The 18,246-nt window shown below is 56.5% G+C and carries 18 protein-coding genes; 6 read left to right on the forward strand and 12 right to left on the reverse strand.

Translation table 11 applies throughout. The annotated features are described in order from the left end of the window. Positions 1-60: 60 nt before the first annotated feature. Genes lolC through cobB form a run of 5 tightly spaced genes read left to right on the forward strand, consistent with a single transcriptional unit; the run spans position 61 to position 5,000 of the window. The gene (gene lolC / locus IM291_RS01575; RefSeq protein WP_192985958.1) at positions 61-1,260 is read left to right on the forward strand and encodes a lipoprotein-releasing ABC transporter permease subunit LolC; all 1,200 of its coding nucleotides are present in this window, start codon (positions 61-63) and stop codon (positions 1,258-1,260) included. Continuing rightward, the gene (gene lolD, locus IM291_RS01580) at positions 1,253-1,954 is read left to right on the forward strand and encodes a lipoprotein-releasing ABC transporter ATP-binding protein LolD (protein WP_192985959.1); all 702 of its coding nucleotides are present in this window, start codon (positions 1,253-1,255) and stop codon (positions 1,952-1,954) included. The genes lolC and lolD overlap by 8 nt, the downstream gene beginning before the upstream one ends. Beyond that, complete coding sequence (lolE, locus tag IM291_RS01585) at positions 1,954-3,198, forward strand: lipoprotein-releasing ABC transporter permease subunit LolE (protein ID WP_192979449.1); 1,245 nt, start codon at positions 1,954-1,956, stop codon at positions 3,196-3,198. Before lolD ends, lolE begins: the two co-directional genes overlap by 1 nt. A 54-nt stretch (positions 3,199-3,252) precedes the next feature. Next, positions 3,253-4,164, forward strand: coding sequence for an N-acetylglucosamine kinase (nagK, locus tag IM291_RS01590; RefSeq protein WP_192985960.1), 912 nt, complete (start codon positions 3,253-3,255; stop codon positions 4,162-4,164). Between the two features lie 14 nt (positions 4,165-4,178). Beyond that, positions 4,179-5,000 (forward strand): Sir2 family NAD+-dependent deacetylase, encoded by an 822-nt coding sequence (gene cobB, locus IM291_RS01595; RefSeq protein WP_041910499.1) that lies wholly within the window; start codon positions 4,179-4,181, stop codon positions 4,998-5,000. 39 nt (positions 5,001-5,039) lie between these two features. Here cobB and potD read toward each other — a convergent pair whose 3' ends face one another. Genes potD through potA form a run of 4 tightly spaced genes read right to left on the reverse strand, consistent with a single transcriptional unit; the run spans position 5,040 to position 8,848 of the window. Continuing rightward, a complete protein-coding gene (potD, locus tag IM291_RS01600) occupies positions 5,040-6,074 on the reverse strand; it encodes a spermidine/putrescine ABC transporter substrate-binding protein PotD (RefSeq protein WP_059356886.1) in 1,035 nt (344 codons plus the stop codon). Beyond that, a complete protein-coding gene (gene potC, locus IM291_RS01605) occupies positions 6,071-6,862 on the reverse strand; it encodes a spermidine/putrescine ABC transporter permease PotC (RefSeq protein ID WP_192985961.1) in 792 nt (263 codons plus the stop codon). The genes potD and potC overlap by 4 nt, the downstream gene beginning before the upstream one ends. Beyond that, positions 6,859-7,716 carry a spermidine/putrescine ABC transporter permease PotB gene (gene potB / locus IM291_RS01610; protein WP_041910497.1) on the reverse strand — a complete coding sequence of 286 codons (858 nt, stop codon included), beginning with the start codon at positions 7,714-7,716 and terminating at the stop codon, positions 6,859-6,861. The genes potC and potB overlap by 4 nt, the downstream gene beginning before the upstream one ends. Further along, positions 7,700-8,848, reverse strand: coding sequence for a spermidine/putrescine ABC transporter ATP-binding protein PotA (gene potA, locus IM291_RS01615; RefSeq protein ID WP_167401640.1), 1,149 nt, complete (start codon positions 8,846-8,848; stop codon positions 7,700-7,702). The genes potB and potA overlap by 17 nt, the downstream gene beginning before the upstream one ends. Positions 8,849-9,085: 237 nt before the next feature. Between potA and pepT the strand changes: the two genes are divergently transcribed. After that, positions 9,086-10,309: a peptidase T gene (gene pepT / locus IM291_RS01620; protein ID WP_192985962.1), complete on the forward strand. Its 1,224-nt coding sequence runs from the start codon at positions 9,086-9,088 to the stop codon at positions 10,307-10,309. Between the two features lie 42 nt (positions 10,310-10,351). Here pepT and IM291_RS01625 read toward each other — a convergent pair whose 3' ends face one another. The 8 genes from IM291_RS01625 to rluE form a co-directional block, all read right to left on the reverse strand. Continuing rightward, the gene (locus tag IM291_RS01625) at positions 10,352-11,473 is read right to left on the reverse strand and encodes a cupin domain-containing protein (RefSeq protein WP_047364295.1); all 1,122 of its coding nucleotides are present in this window, start codon (positions 11,471-11,473) and stop codon (positions 10,352-10,354) included. Between the two features lie 90 nt (positions 11,474-11,563). Continuing rightward, a complete protein-coding gene (gene phoQ, locus IM291_RS01630) occupies positions 11,564-13,027 on the reverse strand; it encodes a two-component system sensor histidine kinase PhoQ (RefSeq protein ID WP_045630113.1) in 1,464 nt (487 codons plus the stop codon). Then, positions 13,028-13,699, reverse strand: coding sequence for a two-component system response regulator PhoP (phoP, locus tag IM291_RS01635; protein ID WP_025911763.1), 672 nt, complete (start codon positions 13,697-13,699; stop codon positions 13,028-13,030). 123 nt (positions 13,700-13,822) lie between these two features. After that, positions 13,823-15,193, reverse strand: coding sequence for an adenylosuccinate lyase (purB, locus tag IM291_RS01640; RefSeq protein WP_014883421.1), 1,371 nt, complete (start codon positions 15,191-15,193; stop codon positions 13,823-13,825). 19 nt (positions 15,194-15,212) lie between these two features. Further along, positions 15,213-15,842 carry a high frequency lysogenization protein HflD gene (hflD, locus tag IM291_RS01645; protein ID WP_013097081.1) on the reverse strand — a complete coding sequence of 210 codons (630 nt, stop codon included), beginning with the start codon at positions 15,840-15,842 and terminating at the stop codon, positions 15,213-15,215. A 26-nt stretch (positions 15,843-15,868) separates the two neighbouring features. Beyond that, on the reverse strand, positions 15,869-16,981 hold the full coding sequence (gene mnmA, locus IM291_RS01650; protein ID WP_028012751.1) for a tRNA 2-thiouridine(34) synthase MnmA: 1,113 nt from the start codon (positions 16,979-16,981) through the stop codon (positions 15,869-15,871). 40 nt (positions 16,982-17,021) lie between these two features. After that, positions 17,022-17,495, reverse strand: a complete 474-nt coding sequence (locus IM291_RS01655) for an NUDIX hydrolase (protein WP_028012752.1) — start codon at positions 17,493-17,495, stop codon at positions 17,022-17,024. Between the two features lie 9 nt (positions 17,496-17,504). Beyond that, positions 17,505-18,158 carry a 23S rRNA pseudouridine(2457) synthase RluE gene (gene rluE, locus IM291_RS01660; protein WP_045261618.1) on the reverse strand — a complete coding sequence of 218 codons (654 nt, stop codon included), beginning with the start codon at positions 18,156-18,158 and terminating at the stop codon, positions 17,505-17,507. Between the last annotated feature and the right edge of the window lie 88 nt (positions 18,159-18,246).

Consider the following 18,246-nt stretch of genomic DNA (forward strand, 5'->3'; position numbering starts at 1 on the left):
TACCCTTAACGGATTCGCTTATATACTCGTGGGTCTGCTATCAGCAAACAGACGGACTTCATGTATCAACCTGTCGCACTCTTCATAGGCTTACGTTACATGCGTGGGCGCGCCGCGGACCGCTTCGGTCGCTTTGTCTCCTGGCTTTCGACTATTGGCATTACGCTCGGCGTGATGGCTCTGGTGACGGTGCTTTCCGTCATGAATGGCTTCGAGCGCGAGCTGCAAAACAACATCCTGGGGCTGATGCCGCAGGCCGTTCTCTCATCGAATAACGGTTCCGTTAACCCGCAACAGCTGCCGGAAAGCGCGGCGAAGTTACAGGGCGTCACGCGCGTTGCGCCCTTAACCACTGGCGATGTGGTGCTGCAAAGCGCCCGCAGCGTGGCGGTCGGCGTGATGCTGGGGATTGACCCGGCGCAAAAAGACCCGCTGACGCCGTTCCTGGTTAACGTGAAGCAAACCGATCTGGAAGCCGGAAAATACAACATGATTCTGGGTGAGCAACTTGCCGGGCAGCTTGGCGTCAACCGCGGCGATCAGCTGCGCGTGATGGTGCCGTCCGCCAGCCAGTTTACGCCAATGGGTCGCCTGCCGAGCCAGCGCCTGTTTAACGTGATTGGGACTTTTGCCGCCAACAGCGAAGTTGACGGCTATCAGATGCTCGTGAACATTCAGGATGCGTCACGCCTGATGCGCTACCCGGCGGGAAATATCACCGGCTGGCGCCTGTGGCTCGATCAGCCCCTGAAGGTCGATACCCTCAGCCAGCAAAAACTGCCGGACGGCACCAAATGGCAGGACTGGCGCGAGCGTAAAGGCGAGTTGTTCCAGGCCGTGCGCATGGAAAAAAACATGATGGGGCTGCTGCTGAGCCTGATCGTCGCCGTGGCTGCATTTAACATCATCACCTCGCTGGGCCTGATGGTGATGGAGAAGCAGGGCGAAGTCGCCATCCTGCAAACCCAGGGTCTGACGCCGCGCCAGATCATGGCGGTCTTTATGGTGCAGGGTGCCAGTGCCGGCATTATCGGCGCGCTGTTGGGCGCCGTGCTCGGCGCGCTGCTTGCCAGCCAGCTTAATAACTTAATGCCGATTATCGGCGCGCTCCTTGACGGCGCGGCGCTGCCGGTGGCTATCGAGCCGCTGCAGGTGGTCGGAATTGCGCTGGCCGCGATGGCCATTGCGCTGCTTTCTACGCTTTATCCTTCCTGGCGCGCCGCCGCCACTCAACCCGCTGAGGCTTTACGTTATGAATAAGATCCTGTTGCAATGCGACAACCTGTCCAAACGCTATCAGGAAGGCACTGTGCAGACTGACGTGCTGCACAATGTTAGCTTCAGCGTGGGCGAGGGCGAGATGATGGCGATTGTCGGCAGCTCCGGCTCGGGCAAAAGTACGCTGCTGCACCTGCTGGGCGGGCTGGACACGCCAACCAACGGCGACGTGATCTTCTCCGGTCAGCCGATGAGCAAAATGTCCTCTGCGGCGAAGGCCGAGCTGCGTAACCGCGAGCTGGGCTTTATCTACCAGTTCCACCACCTGCTGCCGGACTTCACGGCGCTGGAAAACGTGGCGATGCCGCTGCTGATTGGCAAAAAGAAACCGGCAGAAATCAACGCCCGCGCCAGCGATATACTGAAAGCGGTAGGGCTGGGCCACCGGGGAAATCACCGCCCGTCGGAGCTGTCCGGCGGCGAGCGCCAGCGCGTGGCGATTGCCCGCGCGCTGGTCAATAATCCGCGCCTGGTGCTGGCGGATGAACCGACCGGTAACCTGGACGCACGCAATGCGGACAGTATCTTCCAGCTTCTCGGCGAGCTGAACGCCTCGCAGGGAACCGCGTTTCTGGTGGTGACTCACGACCTGCAGCTGGCAAAACGCATGGGTCGCCAGCTTGAGATGCGCGACGGCCATCTGAACGCGGAACTGACCCTGATGGGAGCAGAGTAATGGCGTCACCGTTATCGTTACTCATCGGGTTACGTTTTAGCCGCGGCCGCCGTCGCGGCGGTATGGTGTCGCTGATCTCCGTGATCTCGACCATCGGTATTGCGCTGGGCGTAGCGGTGCTGATTGTCGGCCTGAGCGCCATGAACGGCTTTGAGCGCGAGCTGAATAACCGCATTCTGGCGGTGGTGCCGCACGGGGAGATCGAGCCGGTTAACCAGCCGTGGGCCAACTGGAGCGATGCACTCACCAAAGTGGAAAAAGTGCCGGGCATTGCCGCGGCCGCGCCATACATTAACTTTACCGGGCTGGTGGAGAGCGGGGTAAACCTGCGCGCCATTCAGGTTAAAGGGGTCAACCCGGCCCAGGAGGAGCGGCTCAGCGCACTGCCGAAATATGTGCAGAACGGCGCGTGGGCGAACTTTAAGGCCGGCGAGCAGCAGATCATTATGGGTAAAGGCGTTGCCGATGCCCTGAAGGTGAAGCAGGGCGACTGGGTGTCAATCATGATCCCGAATGCCAGCGCCGATCACAAATTACAGCAGCCCAAGCGCGTGCGCCTGCACGTTACCGGTATTCTTCAGCTGAGCGGTCAGCTTGACCATAGCTTTGCGATGGTTCCGCTGGAAGATGCGCGCCAGTATCTCGACATGGGCGACAGCGTGACGGGCATTGCCATTAAGGTGAACGACGTCTTTAACGCCAACAAACTGGTGCGTGATGCCGGCAGCGTCACCAATAACTATGTCTATATCAAAAGCTGGATCGGCACTTACGGATATATGTACCGTGATATCCAGATGATCCGTGCGATCATGTATCTGGCGATGGTGCTGGTGATTGGCGTGGCGTGCTTTAATATCGTCTCGACGCTGGTAATGGCGGTTAAGGACAAGAGCGGCGACATCGCCGTGTTGCGTACCCTCGGGGCAAAAGACGGTCTTATTCGCGCCATCTTCGTCTGGTACGGTTTGCTGGCAGGGCTGTTCGGCAGCCTTTGCGGCGTGGTGATTGGCGTGGTGGTTTCTCTGCAGCTGACGCCGATTATCAACGGCATTGAAAAGCTTATTGGTCACCAGTTCCTGTCCGGTGACATCTATTTTATTGACTTCCTGCCGTCTGAACTGCACTGGCTGGACGTTTTTTATGTGCTGGTTACAGCACTTTTACTGAGTCTGCTGGCAAGCTGGTATCCGGCGCGTCGCGCAAGCCGAATTGATCCGGCGAGGGTATTAAGTGGCCAGTAATTACGTCATGGTGTAGCGGTCCTGAGGCCGCTATGTCAGAAAGAGGAATGCGTTATGTATTATGGATTTGATATTGGCGGCACCAAGATTGCGCTCGGCGTGTTTGATAAAGACCTCAAACTGCAGTGGGAAACCCGCGTTCCCACGCCGCGCGAAAGCTACGATGAATTTTTAACCGCCATTGCCGCGCTGGTGGCGCAGGCGGATGAACGATTTGGCGTGAAAGGCAGCGTCGGCATTGGTATTCCGGGGATGCCGGAAACCGATGACGGCACGCTGTACGCGGCCAACGTGCCTGCCGCCAGCGGTAAACCGCTCCGCGCCGACCTCTCGGCCCTCCTTGAACGCGACGTGCGTTTAGATAACGATGCCAACTGCTTTGCCCTCTCTGAAGCCTGGGACGATGAATTCCGCCGCTATCCGCTGGTGATGGGGCTGATCCTCGGTACCGGCGTAGGCGGGGGGATTGTCATCAACGGCAAGCCGATTACCGGGCGCAGCTACATCACCGGGGAGTTTGGTCATATCCGTCTCCCGGTGGATGCGCTGGAGGTGGCAGGGCGTGATTTCCCGCTGACCCGCTGCGGCTGCGGCCAGCACGGCTGTATCGAGAACTATCTCTCAGGACGCGGGTTTGCATGGCTTTACGAACACTTCTATCATCAGAAACTTGAGGCCCCTCAAATCATTACCCTGTGGGAGCAGGGGGATGCGCAGGCGCGTGAGCACGTCGAGCGCTATCTGGATCTGCTGGCGGTGTGTCTGGGAAATATTCTCACCATCGTCGACCCGGATCTGCTGGTGATCGGGGGAGGGCTGTCAAACTTTACTGCGATTACGGAACGGTTGTCCGGGCGTCTGCCCCGACATTTATTGCCGGTCGCCCGCGTGCCGCGCATTGAACGCGCGCGACACGGGGACGCGGGAGGCATGCGCGGAGCCGCATTCCTTCATCTCACCGATTAGTTTACGAGGTCTTTATGCTGTCGCGTCGCCAGGGTCGACTCAGCCGTTTTCGCAAAAACAAACGCCGCTTACGAGAGCGCTTGCGCCAGCGGATCTTTTTCAGAGACAGAATCATGCCTGAAGCGATGGATAAACCCAGAGTGGTGGTACTGACCGGAGCGGGGATCTCCGCCGAGTCAGGAATTCAAACCTTCCGTGCGGCAGACGGGCTGTGGGAAGAGCACCGCGTCGAGGACGTGGCGACGCCGGAAGGCTTTGCCCGCGATCCGGATCTCGTGCAGGCGTTTTACAACGCTCGCCGTCGGCAGCTTCAGCAGCCTGAGATTGCGCCGAACGCGGCGCATCTGGCGCTGGCGAAGCTGGAAGAGGCGCTCGGGGATCGTTTTCTGCTGGTGACGCAGAATATCGACAACCTGCACGAGCGGGCCGGTAACAAGAACATCATCCACATGCATGGCGAGCTGCTTAAAGTTCGCTGCGCCTGGAGCGGCCAGGTGCTGGACTGGAAAGAGGACGTGCTGCCAGAGGACAAGTGCCACTGCTGCCAGTTCCCGTCGCGCCTGCGTCCGCACGTGGTCTGGTTTGGCGAAATGCCGCTGGGGATGGATGAGATCTACAGCGCGCTGGCGATGGCGGACGTGTTTATCGCTATTGGCACATCAGGGCACGTTTACCCGGCGGCGGGGTTTGTTCACGAAGCGCGGCTGCACGGGGCGCATACGGTGGAGCTCAATCTGGAGCCGAGCCAGGTGGGCAGCGAGTTTGAAGAGAAGCAATATGGCCTGGCGAGCGAGGTGGTGCCAGCGTTTGTAGATAAGCTTCTGAAAGGGCTGTAAGAGTAACGGGCGACGTTGCGTCGCCCGTTATGTATTGCATTAACGACCTGCTTTTAACTTCTGATAATACTCTTCGTAAAGGCGGCTCGCGTCGCCTACATCGTTCTGCCATTCTCCTTTGCTGATGGTTTCGGCATCCGGATAGAGTGACTTATCGTTAGCCACGTCAGGCTTCAGCAGCTTGCGGGCGGCCAGGTTTGGCGTCGGGTAGCCAATCGTCTCGGCTACCTGTTTCGCCACGTCCGGACGCAGCAGGAAATTAATCAGCTTCAGCGCACCGTCCACGTTCTTCGCGTTGGCCGGGATCGCGAGGCTATCCATCCAGAAGATCCCGCCTTCCTTCGGCCAGACCACCTCCAGCGGCGTCCCGGCCTGACGGGCAACATACGCAGAGCCGTTCCACACCATCCCCAGGTTTACTTCGCCTTCCATATACGGGTTTGCCGGGTTATCAGAGTTGAATGCCGCCACGTTAGGCATCAGCTTTTTCAGCTCGTTGTAAGCCGCGTCGATCTCTTTCGGATCGGTGGTGTTACCGGAATAGCCAAGCTTACGCAGCGCGATCTGGAACACTTCACGCGCGTCATCGGTTAACAGCAGGCTGCCTTTGTATTCCGGTTTCCACAGATCCGCCCAGCCGGTGACCGTTTTCGGATCGATGGCCTCGCTGTTCACGCCAATCGCCGTCGCTCCCCAGATGTACGGAATGGAGTAGTCGTTATTCGGGTCGAACGGCTTGTTGAGCATCTCAGGATCGAGGTTTGAAAAATTAGTTAGCTTCGTTTTGTCGATCTTCTGGATCATGCCCTCTTTGCGCATTTTGTCGACAAAGTAGGTGGAAGGAACCACCAGATCGTAGGCGCCGTCCTTGTAGGTTTTGAGCTTGGCGTACATGGTTTCATTCGACTCATAGGTCGAATAGATAACCTTGATGCCTGTCTCTTTGGTGAACTGCTCCAGCAGGCCCGGCGGCACGTATTCCGTCCAGTTGTAGAAGTAGAGCGTTTTGCTGTCATCAGCGTGCGCGACACCCATGCCGAGCACCAGCGCCGCAGCGGCGAGCATTTTTTTCATTTCATTGTCCCCTGAGATTTTGTTTTATCACGAGCAATAACTTGGCTGGCGATCACCAGAACCAGCGAAAACAGCAGCAGTATGGTCGCCAGCGCGTTCACCTCCGGTGAGACGCCAACTTTTACCATCGAATAGATCTTCAACGGCAGAATTTCGTAGCTCGGCCCGGTCACGAAGGAGGAAACCACGACGTCATCCATCGACAGGGTAAAGCTGAGCAGCCATCCGGCGGCGACGGCAGGCATCGCCAGCGGCAGGATGATTTTGCGCAGGATGATCATCTCGCTGGCACCCAGATCTTTCGCCGCCTCCAGCATGCGCACGTCGAACCCTTTCAGACGCGCGTAGACGGTGACCACCACAAACGGCAGGCAGAAGGTGATATGGGAAAAAAGCAGCGACCAGAAGCCAAGCTGTACGCCCAGCAGCATAAACAGCACCAGCAGCGAAATCGCCATCACGATGTCCGGCGACATCATCACTACAAACAGCATGCCGCTGACGAACGGCTTGCCGGGAAAACGGTAGCGATACAGCGCCACGGCGGTCAGCGAGCCAATCAGCGTGGCGAAGGTGGCGGAGACGATCGCCATCGTCAGCGAGTGCTGTGCGGCCTGCAGCAGGCTGTCATTGTTCATCAGCAGGCTGTACCAGTTGGTGGTAAACCCCTGCCAGTTGATCCCGAACCGCGAGCTGTTAAACGAGTTCACGATCAAAATGATAATCGGGATATAAAGGTAAGCGTAAATGGCGGTCATAAAACCGCCGCGAAGCAGTCGACCGATCATTCGAGTTCCACCTTCTTGTTGAGCAGGCGAGAAGCGCGCCAGTAGACGAGCAGCATCAGCCCCATCACCACCGTGAGCGTAATGCTGGTCGCGGAGCCGAACGGCCAGTCGCGGATGTTCAGGAACTGGCTCTTGATCACGTTCCCAATCAGCAGGTTTTTCGCCCCGCCCATCAGGTCAGACACGTAGAACAGGCCCATCGCCGGGAGCATCACCAGCAGACAGCCCGCAATAATGCCGGGCATGGTCAGCGGAATGATAATGCGGATAAAGGTCTGCAGCTTGCTGGCCCCCAGATCTTTTGCCGCTTCCAGCAGCGGTTTATCGAGCTTCTCAATGCTGGAGTAGAGCGGCATCACCATAAACGGCAGCAGGATATAGACCAAGCCAATGATTACCGCACCTGGGGTAAACATGATGCGCACTGGCGTATCAATCACGCCCAGCCACAGCAGAAACGCGTTGAGGTAGCCTTTGGTGCTGAGGAAGATTTTCAGCCCGTAGATGCGAATCAGCGAGTTGGTCCAGAACGGCACAATCAGCAGAAACAGCAGCAGCGGGCGCACCTTTTGCGGCAGTCCCGCCAGGAACCATGCGAAAGGGTACCCCAGCAGCAGGCAGGCCACGGTGGCAATCAGCGCCATATTGAGCGAGTGCAACAGCACGTCGAAATAGAGCGGATCGAGCAGGCGCGCGTAGTTGTCCAGCGTAAAGACCAGCGAAACGAAGTTTGCATCGTCGCGGGTCAGGAAGCTGGTGGCGATGATCATCAGGTTGGGTAAAAAGACAAATAACACAAGCCAACCGACGATAGTGGCAATGACCACCTTCTGGAACTTACTTGTGTTCTTCATCAGCCAGCACAACCTCCCAGCTTTCTACCCAGTTGATAACCATTTTCTGGTCAAGAGAGTGGTCAAAGTCAGGATCGTCCTCGTTAAAGAATTCGCTGACCATCACCATTTTGCCGTTCTCCAGTTCCACAACGGACTCGAGGGTCATCCCTTTATAGTTACGTTCGCGAACGTAACCGATCAGACCTTCGACGTCGGCCGTGTCGTGGATCTCATCAACGCGGAGATCTTCCGGGCGCAGCAGGACGTTGAGTTTTTGTCCTTTCTCGACGGCAAAGTTCACGGTGATAATGCAGTCGCGTCCCTCGACGTTCGCGCGAACGCGCTGTGCATCCAGACGCTCAAGTACGGTGGCGTTGAAGATATTGATCTCGCCAATAAAGCTGGCGACAAACAGGTTTTTCGGCTCTTCGTATATTTCACGCGGCGTACCGTCCTGTTCAATCTTACCGTCACGCATTACCACGATACGGTCTGACATGGTCAGCGCCTCTTCCTGATCGTGGGTGACGAAGACAAAGGTGATACCGAGCTTGCGCTGTAGCGCTTTCAACTCGTTCTGCATCTGCTTGCGCAGCTTGTAATCCAGCGCGGAGAGGGATTCATCCAGCAGAAGCAGGCGCGGTTTATTGACGACCGCGCGGGCAATGGCCACGCGCTGCTGCTGACCGCCGGAGAGCTGGTGGGGCTTTCGCTGGGCAAACGTCTCCAGCTGAACCATGCGCAGGGCTTCGGTGACGCGCGGTTCGATCTCATTAGCCGGGGTTTTTTGCATCCGCAGGCCAAACGCCACGTTCTCAAACACGGTCATGTGCGGGAACAGGGCGTAGCTCTGAAAAACGGTATTGACGTGGCGATCTTCGGCAGGAACCTGGGTTATGTCCTGGTTCTCAAGATGGATGCGGCCATTATCAACGCTTTCCAGCCCGGCGATAAGGCGCAGTACGGTGGTTTTGCCGCAGCCGGAAGGGCCAAGCAGCGTAAGAAACTCACCATCATTGATGGTCAGGTTGAGGTCGGAAATGACGTCTTTGCCATCAAAGCTTTTACGAATTCGTTCCAGTTGCACCAGCGGTGAACGAGAACGGGATTGTGTATTCAATTTTTGCGCTGTCCCATATAGACGCCTCAGGCAGCAGACTGAAGCGGGGTTTGTGTGTAACCACCTTGGTGACTCGTAATGAGGGCGGACATTCTACGGCAATCCCCCGTAATCGCCAATCCTTGTCACTGATTCATAAGCTACATTTATTAACGCATAAAGATATAAACGTAAAAAGTTCTCGTTTGCGGGATAAAAGTGACCTGACGCAATATTTGCGTTTTGATGCTTACTGATAATGTTGTCACAAAAAGTGAGGGTGACTGCATGGATAAATTACTTGAGCGTTTTTTACAGTATGTTTCGCTGGATACCCAATCTAAGCCGGGTGTCCGCCAGGTGCCAAGCACCGAAGGCCAGTGGAAGTTGTTAAACCTGCTTAAAGAGCAGCTTGAGGCCATGGGGCTGGTCAACGTCACGTTAAGCGAAAAAGGCACTGTGATGGGAACGCTGCCGGCGAATGTGCCGGGTGATATTCCGGCGATTGGCTTTATTTCTCATGTCGATACCTCACCTGATTTTAGCGGCAAACACGTGAACCCGCAGATCGTGGAAAACTACCGCGGCGGTGATATCGCGCTGGGGATTGGCGACGAAGTGCTCTCTCCGGTGATGTTCCCGGTGCTGCACCAGTTGCTCGGCCAGACGCTGATCACCACCGACGGCAAAACGCTGCTGGGGGCGGATGACAAGGCGGGCATCGCGGAAATCATGACGGCGCTGGCGGTGCTGAAAGGTAAAAACATCCCGCACGGGGACATCCGCGTTGCTTTTACCCCAGATGAAGAGGTGGGTAAGGGCGCGAAGCACTTCGACGTGGACGCTTTTAACGCGCAGTGGGCGTATACCGTCGACGGCGGTGGCGTGGGCGAGCTGGAGTATGAAAACTTCAACGCGGCGTCGGTGACCATAAAAATTGTCGGAAACAACGTTCACCCAGGGTCTGCCAAAGGGGTGATGGTGAACGCGCTGTCGCTGGCGTCGCGTATTCATGCGGAAGTCCCGACGGAAGAGAGCCCTGAACAGACAGAGGGGTACGAGGGCTTTTATCACCTCACCAGCATCAAAGGCACCGTGGACAGCGCGCAGATGCACTACATCATCCGCGATTTCGACCGTAAAGCTTTTGAGGCGCGCAAGCGCAAAATGATGGAGATCGCCAAGAAGGTTGGGAAGGGATTGCATCCTGACTGCTATATTGAGCTGATCATTGAAGACAGCTATTACAATATGCGCGACAAGGTGATGGCCCATCCGCACATTCTGGATATCGCCCAGCAGGCGATGCGAGACTGCGATATTGAACCGGTCTTAAAACCGATTCGCGGCGGAACTGACGGCTCGCAGCTATCGTTTATGGGGCTACCGTGCCCGAACCTGTTTACCGGGGGCTATAACTACCACGGCAAGCATGAGTTTGTGACGCTGGAAGGGATGGAAAAGGCGGTGAAGGTAATTGTGCGCATAGCCGAGTTAACCGCTAAACGCTAAAAAAATGCCCGGTGGCGCAGCGCCACCGGGCATTGTCACAACTCAGTCCTCAAAGAACCAGTACCCGCTGTTGACCAGCGCGGCCAGCATCGCGAGGAAGGATGGGTCTTCCAGCGCGTCGCCAAAGGTTTCTGCAGTCAGTACCATATGGCTGGCAATGGCTTCCAGCGCCGGACGGTGCGGGGAGTCGAGCTTCTCACCGTTGACGAAGACCTCTTCACCAATGCGCAGCACGCGTAATCCGCCCAGACGAACCAGCTTGTCACCCTGCTGCAGCGCATCATAGATCTCATCTGCCTGATACGGCGGCTCCGGCGGTGCAACGTCCAGCTCGTGGCGTGACTGGCTGATAAATTCGCCAAACCACTGCCTGAAATGTTCCGGCTCGTTGATCAGATCCAGCATCATGCCGCGCAGCTTATCCAGCTCTTCTGGCACGATGTCTGCCGGATGCTCGCGCGCAGGCACATCCGGATCGCTGTAGCGATAGCTTCCCAGCTCGCGCTGCAGGACATAGTCGGCAAAGCCGCTGATCATTTCGCGGCCGCTTGGCGCACGGAACCCGACAGAGTAGTTCAGCGAGTTCTCCAGGGAGTAACCTTCGTGAGGGAATCCTGGCGGAATGTAGAGAATATCGCCTGGCTCCAGCTCTTCGTCGATAATGCCTTCGAACGGATCCACCTGAAGCAGATCCGGGTGCGGGCAGTGCTGCTTCATCGGCACTTTTTCGCCCACGCGCCAGCGGCGGCGGCCCGTGCCCTGAATGATAAACACGTCGTACTGGTCCAGATGCGGACCCACGCCGCCGCCAGGTACGGAGAAGGAGATCATCAGATCGTCCATTCGCCAGTCTGGCAGGGCGCGGAACGGGCGCATTAGCGCGGCAGTCGGCTCGTGCCAGTGGTTAACCGCCTGCACCAGCAGCGACCAGTTGCTTTCGCCGAGATGATCGTAGCTTTCGAAAGGACCGTGGCTGACCTGCCATTTCCCGTCCTGGTGGCTGACCAGACGGCTGTCGACTTCGTTTTCCATGGCCAGACCGGCCAGCTCGTCAGGTGAGATAGGGTCGACAAAGTTGCTGAACCCGCGTTTCAGAACCACCGGGCGCTTTTGCCAGTAACGTTCAATAAATTCGGGCCAGTTAAGTGTTAAATGATAATCCATATTTTTTTATCCGCAGGCTCTTACTGACTCGGATTATAACGGAAGCTCAGCCCCCCGGCTGCGAGATCCTCGCATTTTTCACATAACGGGTTAACTATCATCCGATGTGGGCTGCTGACGACCAAAAATCACTTCCATTCTGGCCCCGCCGAGCAAGCTTTCGCTGGTTTCGATTTTTCCGTCATACTGGTCGACAATCTCGCGGGCGACGGCTAAACCCACGCCCTGACCGGGGCGCAGCGTATCCGCTCGCTGACCGCGATCGAACACCACATCACGTTTATTAAGCGGGATCCCGGGGCCATCATCCTCAACGATAATGTGTAACTCGTTATCCGTCTGGCGCGCCGATACTTCAACAAACTCCAGGCAGTATTTACAGGCGTTATCCAGCAGGTTCCCCATCACTTCCATAAAGTCATTTTTTTCGCCTACAAAGCTAATTTCAGGCGAAATATCGAGGCTGATGTTCACCCCTTTACGCTGGTACACCTTGTTAAGTGCGGACGTGAGATTATCCAGCAGCGGGGCCACCGGGTGCAGCTCGCGGCTCAGCAGCGCGCTGCCGGAACGCATGCTGGCGCGGTGCAGATAGTAGCCAATTTGCTGCGAGATTCGGCTGATTTGTTCCAGCATCACCGGCTCGGCATCGTCGACGCTCAGCCTTGAGCTGCGCATGGAACGCAGGGTGCTTTGCATTACGGCCAGCGGCGTTTTCAGGCTGTGGGTGAGGTCGGTCAGGGTCGTACGGTACTTATCATAGCGTTCACGCTCGCTTTTCAGCAGGCGATTGAGGTTACGCACCAGGCTGGTCAGCTCACGGGTGGTTTCCGGATTGAGCTTTTCACGATGATGTTCCTCAAGCTCGCGCACCTCTCGCGCCAGGGACTCAATAGGGCGCAAGCTCCACCACGCCGCCACCCAAAGCAGCGGGATCACCAGCAGCAGGTTTGCGGCCAGAACATAAACGAACCAGCCCCAGACCTTATAGGAACGTTTTAGCTCAACCGGAATGGTGTCGATCACCACAATGGTTAACTGCGGCATGTTCATGGTCGCCGGGTAGATATTGATCGCCACCGAGTGCGTCATTTCCGTCTCGGCATCGTCAGCCCGGATTTCATTGAGCTTTTGCTGCATCGAGCGATCTTCGCGAATCAGCGTGCTGGTGGTATTGAGATCGGCTTCTATCTCATGAAACCCGTTGGTTTTGAGCCACTCCGGACGAATGCTTTTCGCCAGCCACGGAATATCGCGTTGCGCCCAAAGCAACTTTCCCTTTTCATTGTAAATCAGGGCTAAAGTAGGACTCTGTTGATCCAGGTTCTCCGGCATTTCAACGGTGATGTGGTTGTCTTCCCATGTGGCCAGGGTATAAAACAGATTACTTTCGCCGCGTAACAGTCGAAAGGTCGTTTTATCGAAGCTGACGCTGTAGCCCACCAGGGCGACCAGACCGTAGGAGAGCGACAGCACCAGCACCACCGCGGCCGTTGCCAGTAAAAAACGAACCCGCAGCGAGAGGGGCAGAATGTGGCGCAAAATTCGTCTCATTTAGCGTAATTCGAACAGGTAGCCCTGGCCGCGAACGGTCGTAATCACGTCCTGCGGATACTGCGCCTGAATTTTCTTACGCAAACGGCCCATCAGCACGTCTATGGTGTGACTCTCGCGCAGCTCAGCGTCAGGGTAGAGCTGGAGCATTAAGGAGTCTTTGCTCACTACTTTTCCGCTGTTACGGATCAGCGTTTCCATAATGGTGTATTCGAACGCGGTGAGCTTGATCACTTCATCGTTAATCGAGAGCTCGCGACGGGAGAGATCCACCTGGAAAGGCGGAATGGAGATAACCTGTGAAGCCAGCCCGCTGTTGCGGCGTAACAGCGCCTGCATGCGCGCCGCCACTTCTTCAATGTGAAACGGTTTGGTGACGTAATCATCCGCACCGGCGCTGAGCACTTCAACTTTGTCCTGCCAGCCTTCGCGGGCGGTGAGAACCAGAACCGGCAGGGAAACGTCATGGCTGCGCCAGCGACGAATTAACGACAGGCCGTCTTCATCAGGCAGGCCTAAATCGACAATGGCGATGTCCGGCAGGTGTTCATTGAGATAATAATCGGCTTCTTTTGCATCTTCAGCATCATCCACCTGATGTCCCATCTCCTGAAGCTGAACCTTCAGGTGGTGGCGTAGCAATGCGTTATCCTCAACAACCAGTACGCGCATCATCTTTTCTCCCAGAATAAATAGTATGAATAGTTTAACGCTGATTATGTTGCTGTGGGGATAAACATTCAGTAAACCGGGGAAAAGCAACCCCCTTTCCGGGCGGAAAGGGGGGAAGGAACGTTACTTCAGCTCATCAACCATGGTGATGGCGCGGCCAATGTAATTGGCCGGAGTCATGGCCTTCAGGCGGGTTTTCTCTTCTTCCGGCAGTGCCAGACCGTCGATAAACTGTTTCATGCCTTCGGCATCGACGCGTTTACCGCGTGTCAGCTCTTTCAGCTTCTCGTACGGTTTTTCGATACCGTAGCGGCGCATCACGGTCTGAATCGGCTCTGCCAATACTTCCCAGTTGTGATCCAGCTCGTCCAGAAGACGGTCACGGTTCACTTCGAGCTTGCTCACGCCCTTCAGGGTGGACTGATACGCGATCAGCGCGTAGCCAATGCCCACGCCCAGGTTACGCAGCACGGTGGAATCGGTCAGGTCACGCTGCCAGCGGGATACCGGCAGCTTGCTCGCCATATGCTGCAGCACGGCATTCGCCAGGCCCAGATTGCCTTCGGAGTTTTCGAAGTCGATTGGGTTCACTTTGTGCGGCATGGTGGAGGAGCCAATTTCCCCGGCGATGGTCTTCTGCTTGAAGTGGTTCAGCGCGATGTAGCCCCACACGTCGCGATCGAAGTCGATCAGGATGGTGTTGAAGCGCGCGATGCAGTCAAACAGCTCTGCAATGTAGTCGTGCGGCTCAATCTGGGTGGTGTACGGGTTCCACTGGATCCCCAGAGAGGTCACGAACTCTTCGCTGAACTGATGCCAGTCCACTTCCGGGTACGCGGCAATGTGGGCATTGTAGTTACCGACCGCGCCGTTGATTTTACCCAGAATTTCAACCTGCTCCAGCTGACGATACTGGCGCTCCATACGGTACGCCACGTTCGCCATCTCTTTACCCATCGTGGATGGGGTGGCTGGCTGGCCGTGAGTACGGGAAAGCAACGGAATGTCGCGGTATTCCACGGACAGCGCTTTCACCGCGTCGATGATTTTACGCCAGTAAGGCAGCACCACTTCTTTACGCGCGGTGGAGAGCATCAGCGCGTGAGACAGGTTGTTGATATCTTCGGACGTACAGGCGAAGTGAATGAACTCGGATACCGCATGCAGGGCCGGGACGCTTTCCACTTTCTCTTTCAGGAAATACTCAACCGCTTTCACGTCGTGGTTGGTGGTGCGTTCAATGGTCTTAATGCGCGCGGCATCTTCTTCGCTAAACTCAGCAACGATTTTATCAAGGTAATCGTTTGCCTTTTCGTCAAAAGCAGGAACTTCCTTGATTGCTGCCTGGGCGGCCAGCTTCTGCAGCCAGCGTACTTCAACCTGAACACGGAACTTCAGCAAACCATATTCGCTGAAGATCCCGCGCAGCGCGCTGACTTTATCGCCGTAGCGTCCATCGACAGGGGATACGGCGGTCAGTGAGGATAATTCCATAATTCGCAACTCCGGGAGGTTAACAATGAGCAAGAATTTGTTTTGCCTGAGTGGTCAGGCGATTACGAGAAAACATTAGCTGCAGGCGGCCACCGCCAACCTGATGCCACAGCACGGCGGCGCGGATCCCAGCCAGCAGGGAAGCGCGAACCTTCGCCTGCACCTGCGGGCTTTGCAGTACGGCAGGGGATCCGGTGACCTGAATGCGCGGGCCCAGCGGGCTGATGACGTCAACGTAAATGCCCGCCATGGCGCTCAGCAGCGTTTCAGACTGCAGGTCAAAATGGTCGAGCTGACGCTGTAGCCCGGCGATGCGATCGCCCAGGGTATTGAGCGCGCCTTTCGCCGCGCTCAGCTTACGCTCAAGCACCATCAGGCTTAAGGTGTAGCGGGTCAGTTCCGCGTTTAACCCCTGACGGCTACTGGCGTTAAGCACGCCAAGCAGGGTTTCAAGACCGAGACGAAGATTGGTTTCGCTGCCGCCGAACACGCCCAGGGTTGAACCGGGGTTGAGGTCGATAACGCTGTTGAGCGAAACGTGCAGGGCATCAGCGTCACAGTGACCCTGATGCGCCAGCTGTTGCACCAGACGAGCAGACTGGCAAATTCCTGCCAGCGCCAGGGTGATGTCATAATAATTCTTCGCCACACGGTCTCCTTTATGTGTGCAATCGGTTAAACAGCGGGTAGCGGCAGGCGCTGTTCAATGATCCCGCCGCCCAGGCAGATTTCGCCGCTGTAGAAGACAGCAGACTGGCCCGGGGTAACGGCGGCGACCGGCTCGTCGAAACGGACGTCAATACGGTCGTCATCAAGCGCGGTGATGGTGCAAGGAATATCGGTCTGGCGGTAGCGCGTTTTCACCGTACAGCGCAGCGTGCCTTTCAGGGGCTCGCGATCGACCCAGTGCAACTGCTGTGCGATAAGGCCAACGGACATCAGACGCGGGTGGTCGTGACCCTGAGCCACCACCAGAATATTGTTTTCGACGTCTTTGTCGACCACGTACCACGGATCTTCGCTGCCTTCTTTCGTCCCACCAATACCGAGGCCTTTACGCTGGCCTAAGGTGTGGTACATCAGCCCCTGATGCTGACCAATCTCGTCGCCATCAACGGTGACAATTTTACCTGGCTGTGCAGGCAGGTAGCGGCCCAGGAAATCACGGAATTTGCGCTCGCCGATAAAGCAGATACCGGTGGAGTCTTTTTTCTTCGCGGTGATCAGGTCCAGCTCTTCGGCAATTTTACGCACTTCCGGCTTTTCCAGTTCGCCGACCGGGAACAGGCTTTGCGCAATCTGTTCGTGGCTCAGCGTATAAAGGAAGTAGCTCTGGTCTTTATTGCCGTCGAGGCCGCGCAGCAGCTGGCTTTTGCCATTCACGTCCGCACGACGCACGTAGTGACCGGTCGCAATGTAGTCAGCGCCCAGATCTTCCGCGGCGAATTCCAGGAAAGCTTTAAATTTGATCTCTTTGTTGCACAGAATATCCGGGTTCGGGGTACGGCCCGCTTTGTACTCTTCCAGGAACAGTTCAAAGACGTTGTCCCAGTATTCTGCGGCAAAGTTAACGGTGTGCAGTTCAATGCCGAGCTTGTCGCATACGGCCTGCGCGTCGGCGAGATCCGCTGCGGCAGTGCAGTATTCCTCGCCATCGTCTTCCTCCCAGTTCTTCATGAACAGGCCCTCCACCTTATAGCCCTGTTGCTGCAACAGGTAGGCGGAAACGGAGGAATCGACACCGCCGGACATGCCGACGATCACTTTTTTCTGGCTGTTATCTGACATGGAATACTCACGACATTGAACTTCAAGGCGGCGTATTCTATCACGCCCCCCCACCGTTGACACCCTCTGTAAACGGCCAGTTAAATTCTCCGATGACACCCAGCGGCAGGCGTGCGCCTGACTGCCAGCAGCGGATGCTTTCCGCAACCAGCGGTGAGCGCAGGTTTGGCGCGTTCAGGATCTCCTCGGCGGTGACCCACAGGCAGCGATCGATATCGTCATCATGCGGTTCTGTGGCGCACGTTTCGCTAAGCTCAACGGCGAATAAAAAGCGCAGGAATGGGGTGCTGTCGGGCGCAATCCACTGGTGCATGCGAATGAAGTGCTGGGGCTCAGCGCGAATGCCGGTCTCTTCCCAGAGCTCGCGCTTCGCGGCCTGCAGCAACGTTTCATTGGCTTCAAGATGCCCGGCAGGCTGATTCCACAGCGCCCTGCCGTTGATGCTCTCTTCCACAACGAGGAATTTTCCCTGCGCGTGCACCACGCAGGCGACCGTAACATGAGGTTTAAACATCGTTTCTCCTTAAGGGGCAGCGTCGCGCCATTCGCCGTTTGCCAGCGTATCCAGCGTGTAGCTGCCCATAGCGTAGCGAATCAGACGTAGGGTAGGGAAGCCGACGTGCGCGGTCATTCGTCTCACCTGGCGGTTGCGGCCTTCATACAGGGTGATTTTGAGCCAGCTTGTCGGGATGGATTTGCGCTCGCGAATGGGCGGGTTACGCGGCCACAGCCACTCCGGCTCATTCACGCGTTCAATACCGGCGGGCAGGGTGGGACCGTCGTTCAGCGTCACACCGCTGCGCAGTTTCGCCAGCGTCTCTTCGTCCGGCTCGCCTTCAACCTGCACAAAGTAAATTTTGCCGGTGCGTTTGCCCGGTTGTGTAAGCTTTGCCTGTAGGGCGCCGTCGTTGGTTAGGACCAAAAGTCCTTCGCTGTCCCGGTCCAGGCGACCGGCGGCGTAGACGCCCTGAACAGGGATGTAATCCTTGAGCGTGCTGCGTCCGGCCTCATCGGTAAACTGCGGCAAAACATCGTAGGGTTTATTGAACAGAATAACCCGCTTTGGCTGGGTTTCTTGCGGTCGTCTGGCGGCTTGTCGTGAGCTGAATCGCTCAACCCGGTGTTTTGTAAAAGAAGTTTTCTTCATGGTATTTTCAGGCGTTATCAATTGCCGCATTATAGCCTAATAACGAAGACCTTTCATGGCGCAGGACAATCAGGTACTATCGAAGGGCTCATTACAATTTATTAACATAAGATCAGTA

Origin of the sequence: Enterobacter cloacae complex sp. P27C, from assembly GCF_014895705.1 — a bacterium.
GTDB lineage: Bacteria > Pseudomonadota > Gammaproteobacteria > Enterobacterales > Enterobacteriaceae > Enterobacter > Enterobacter bugandensis.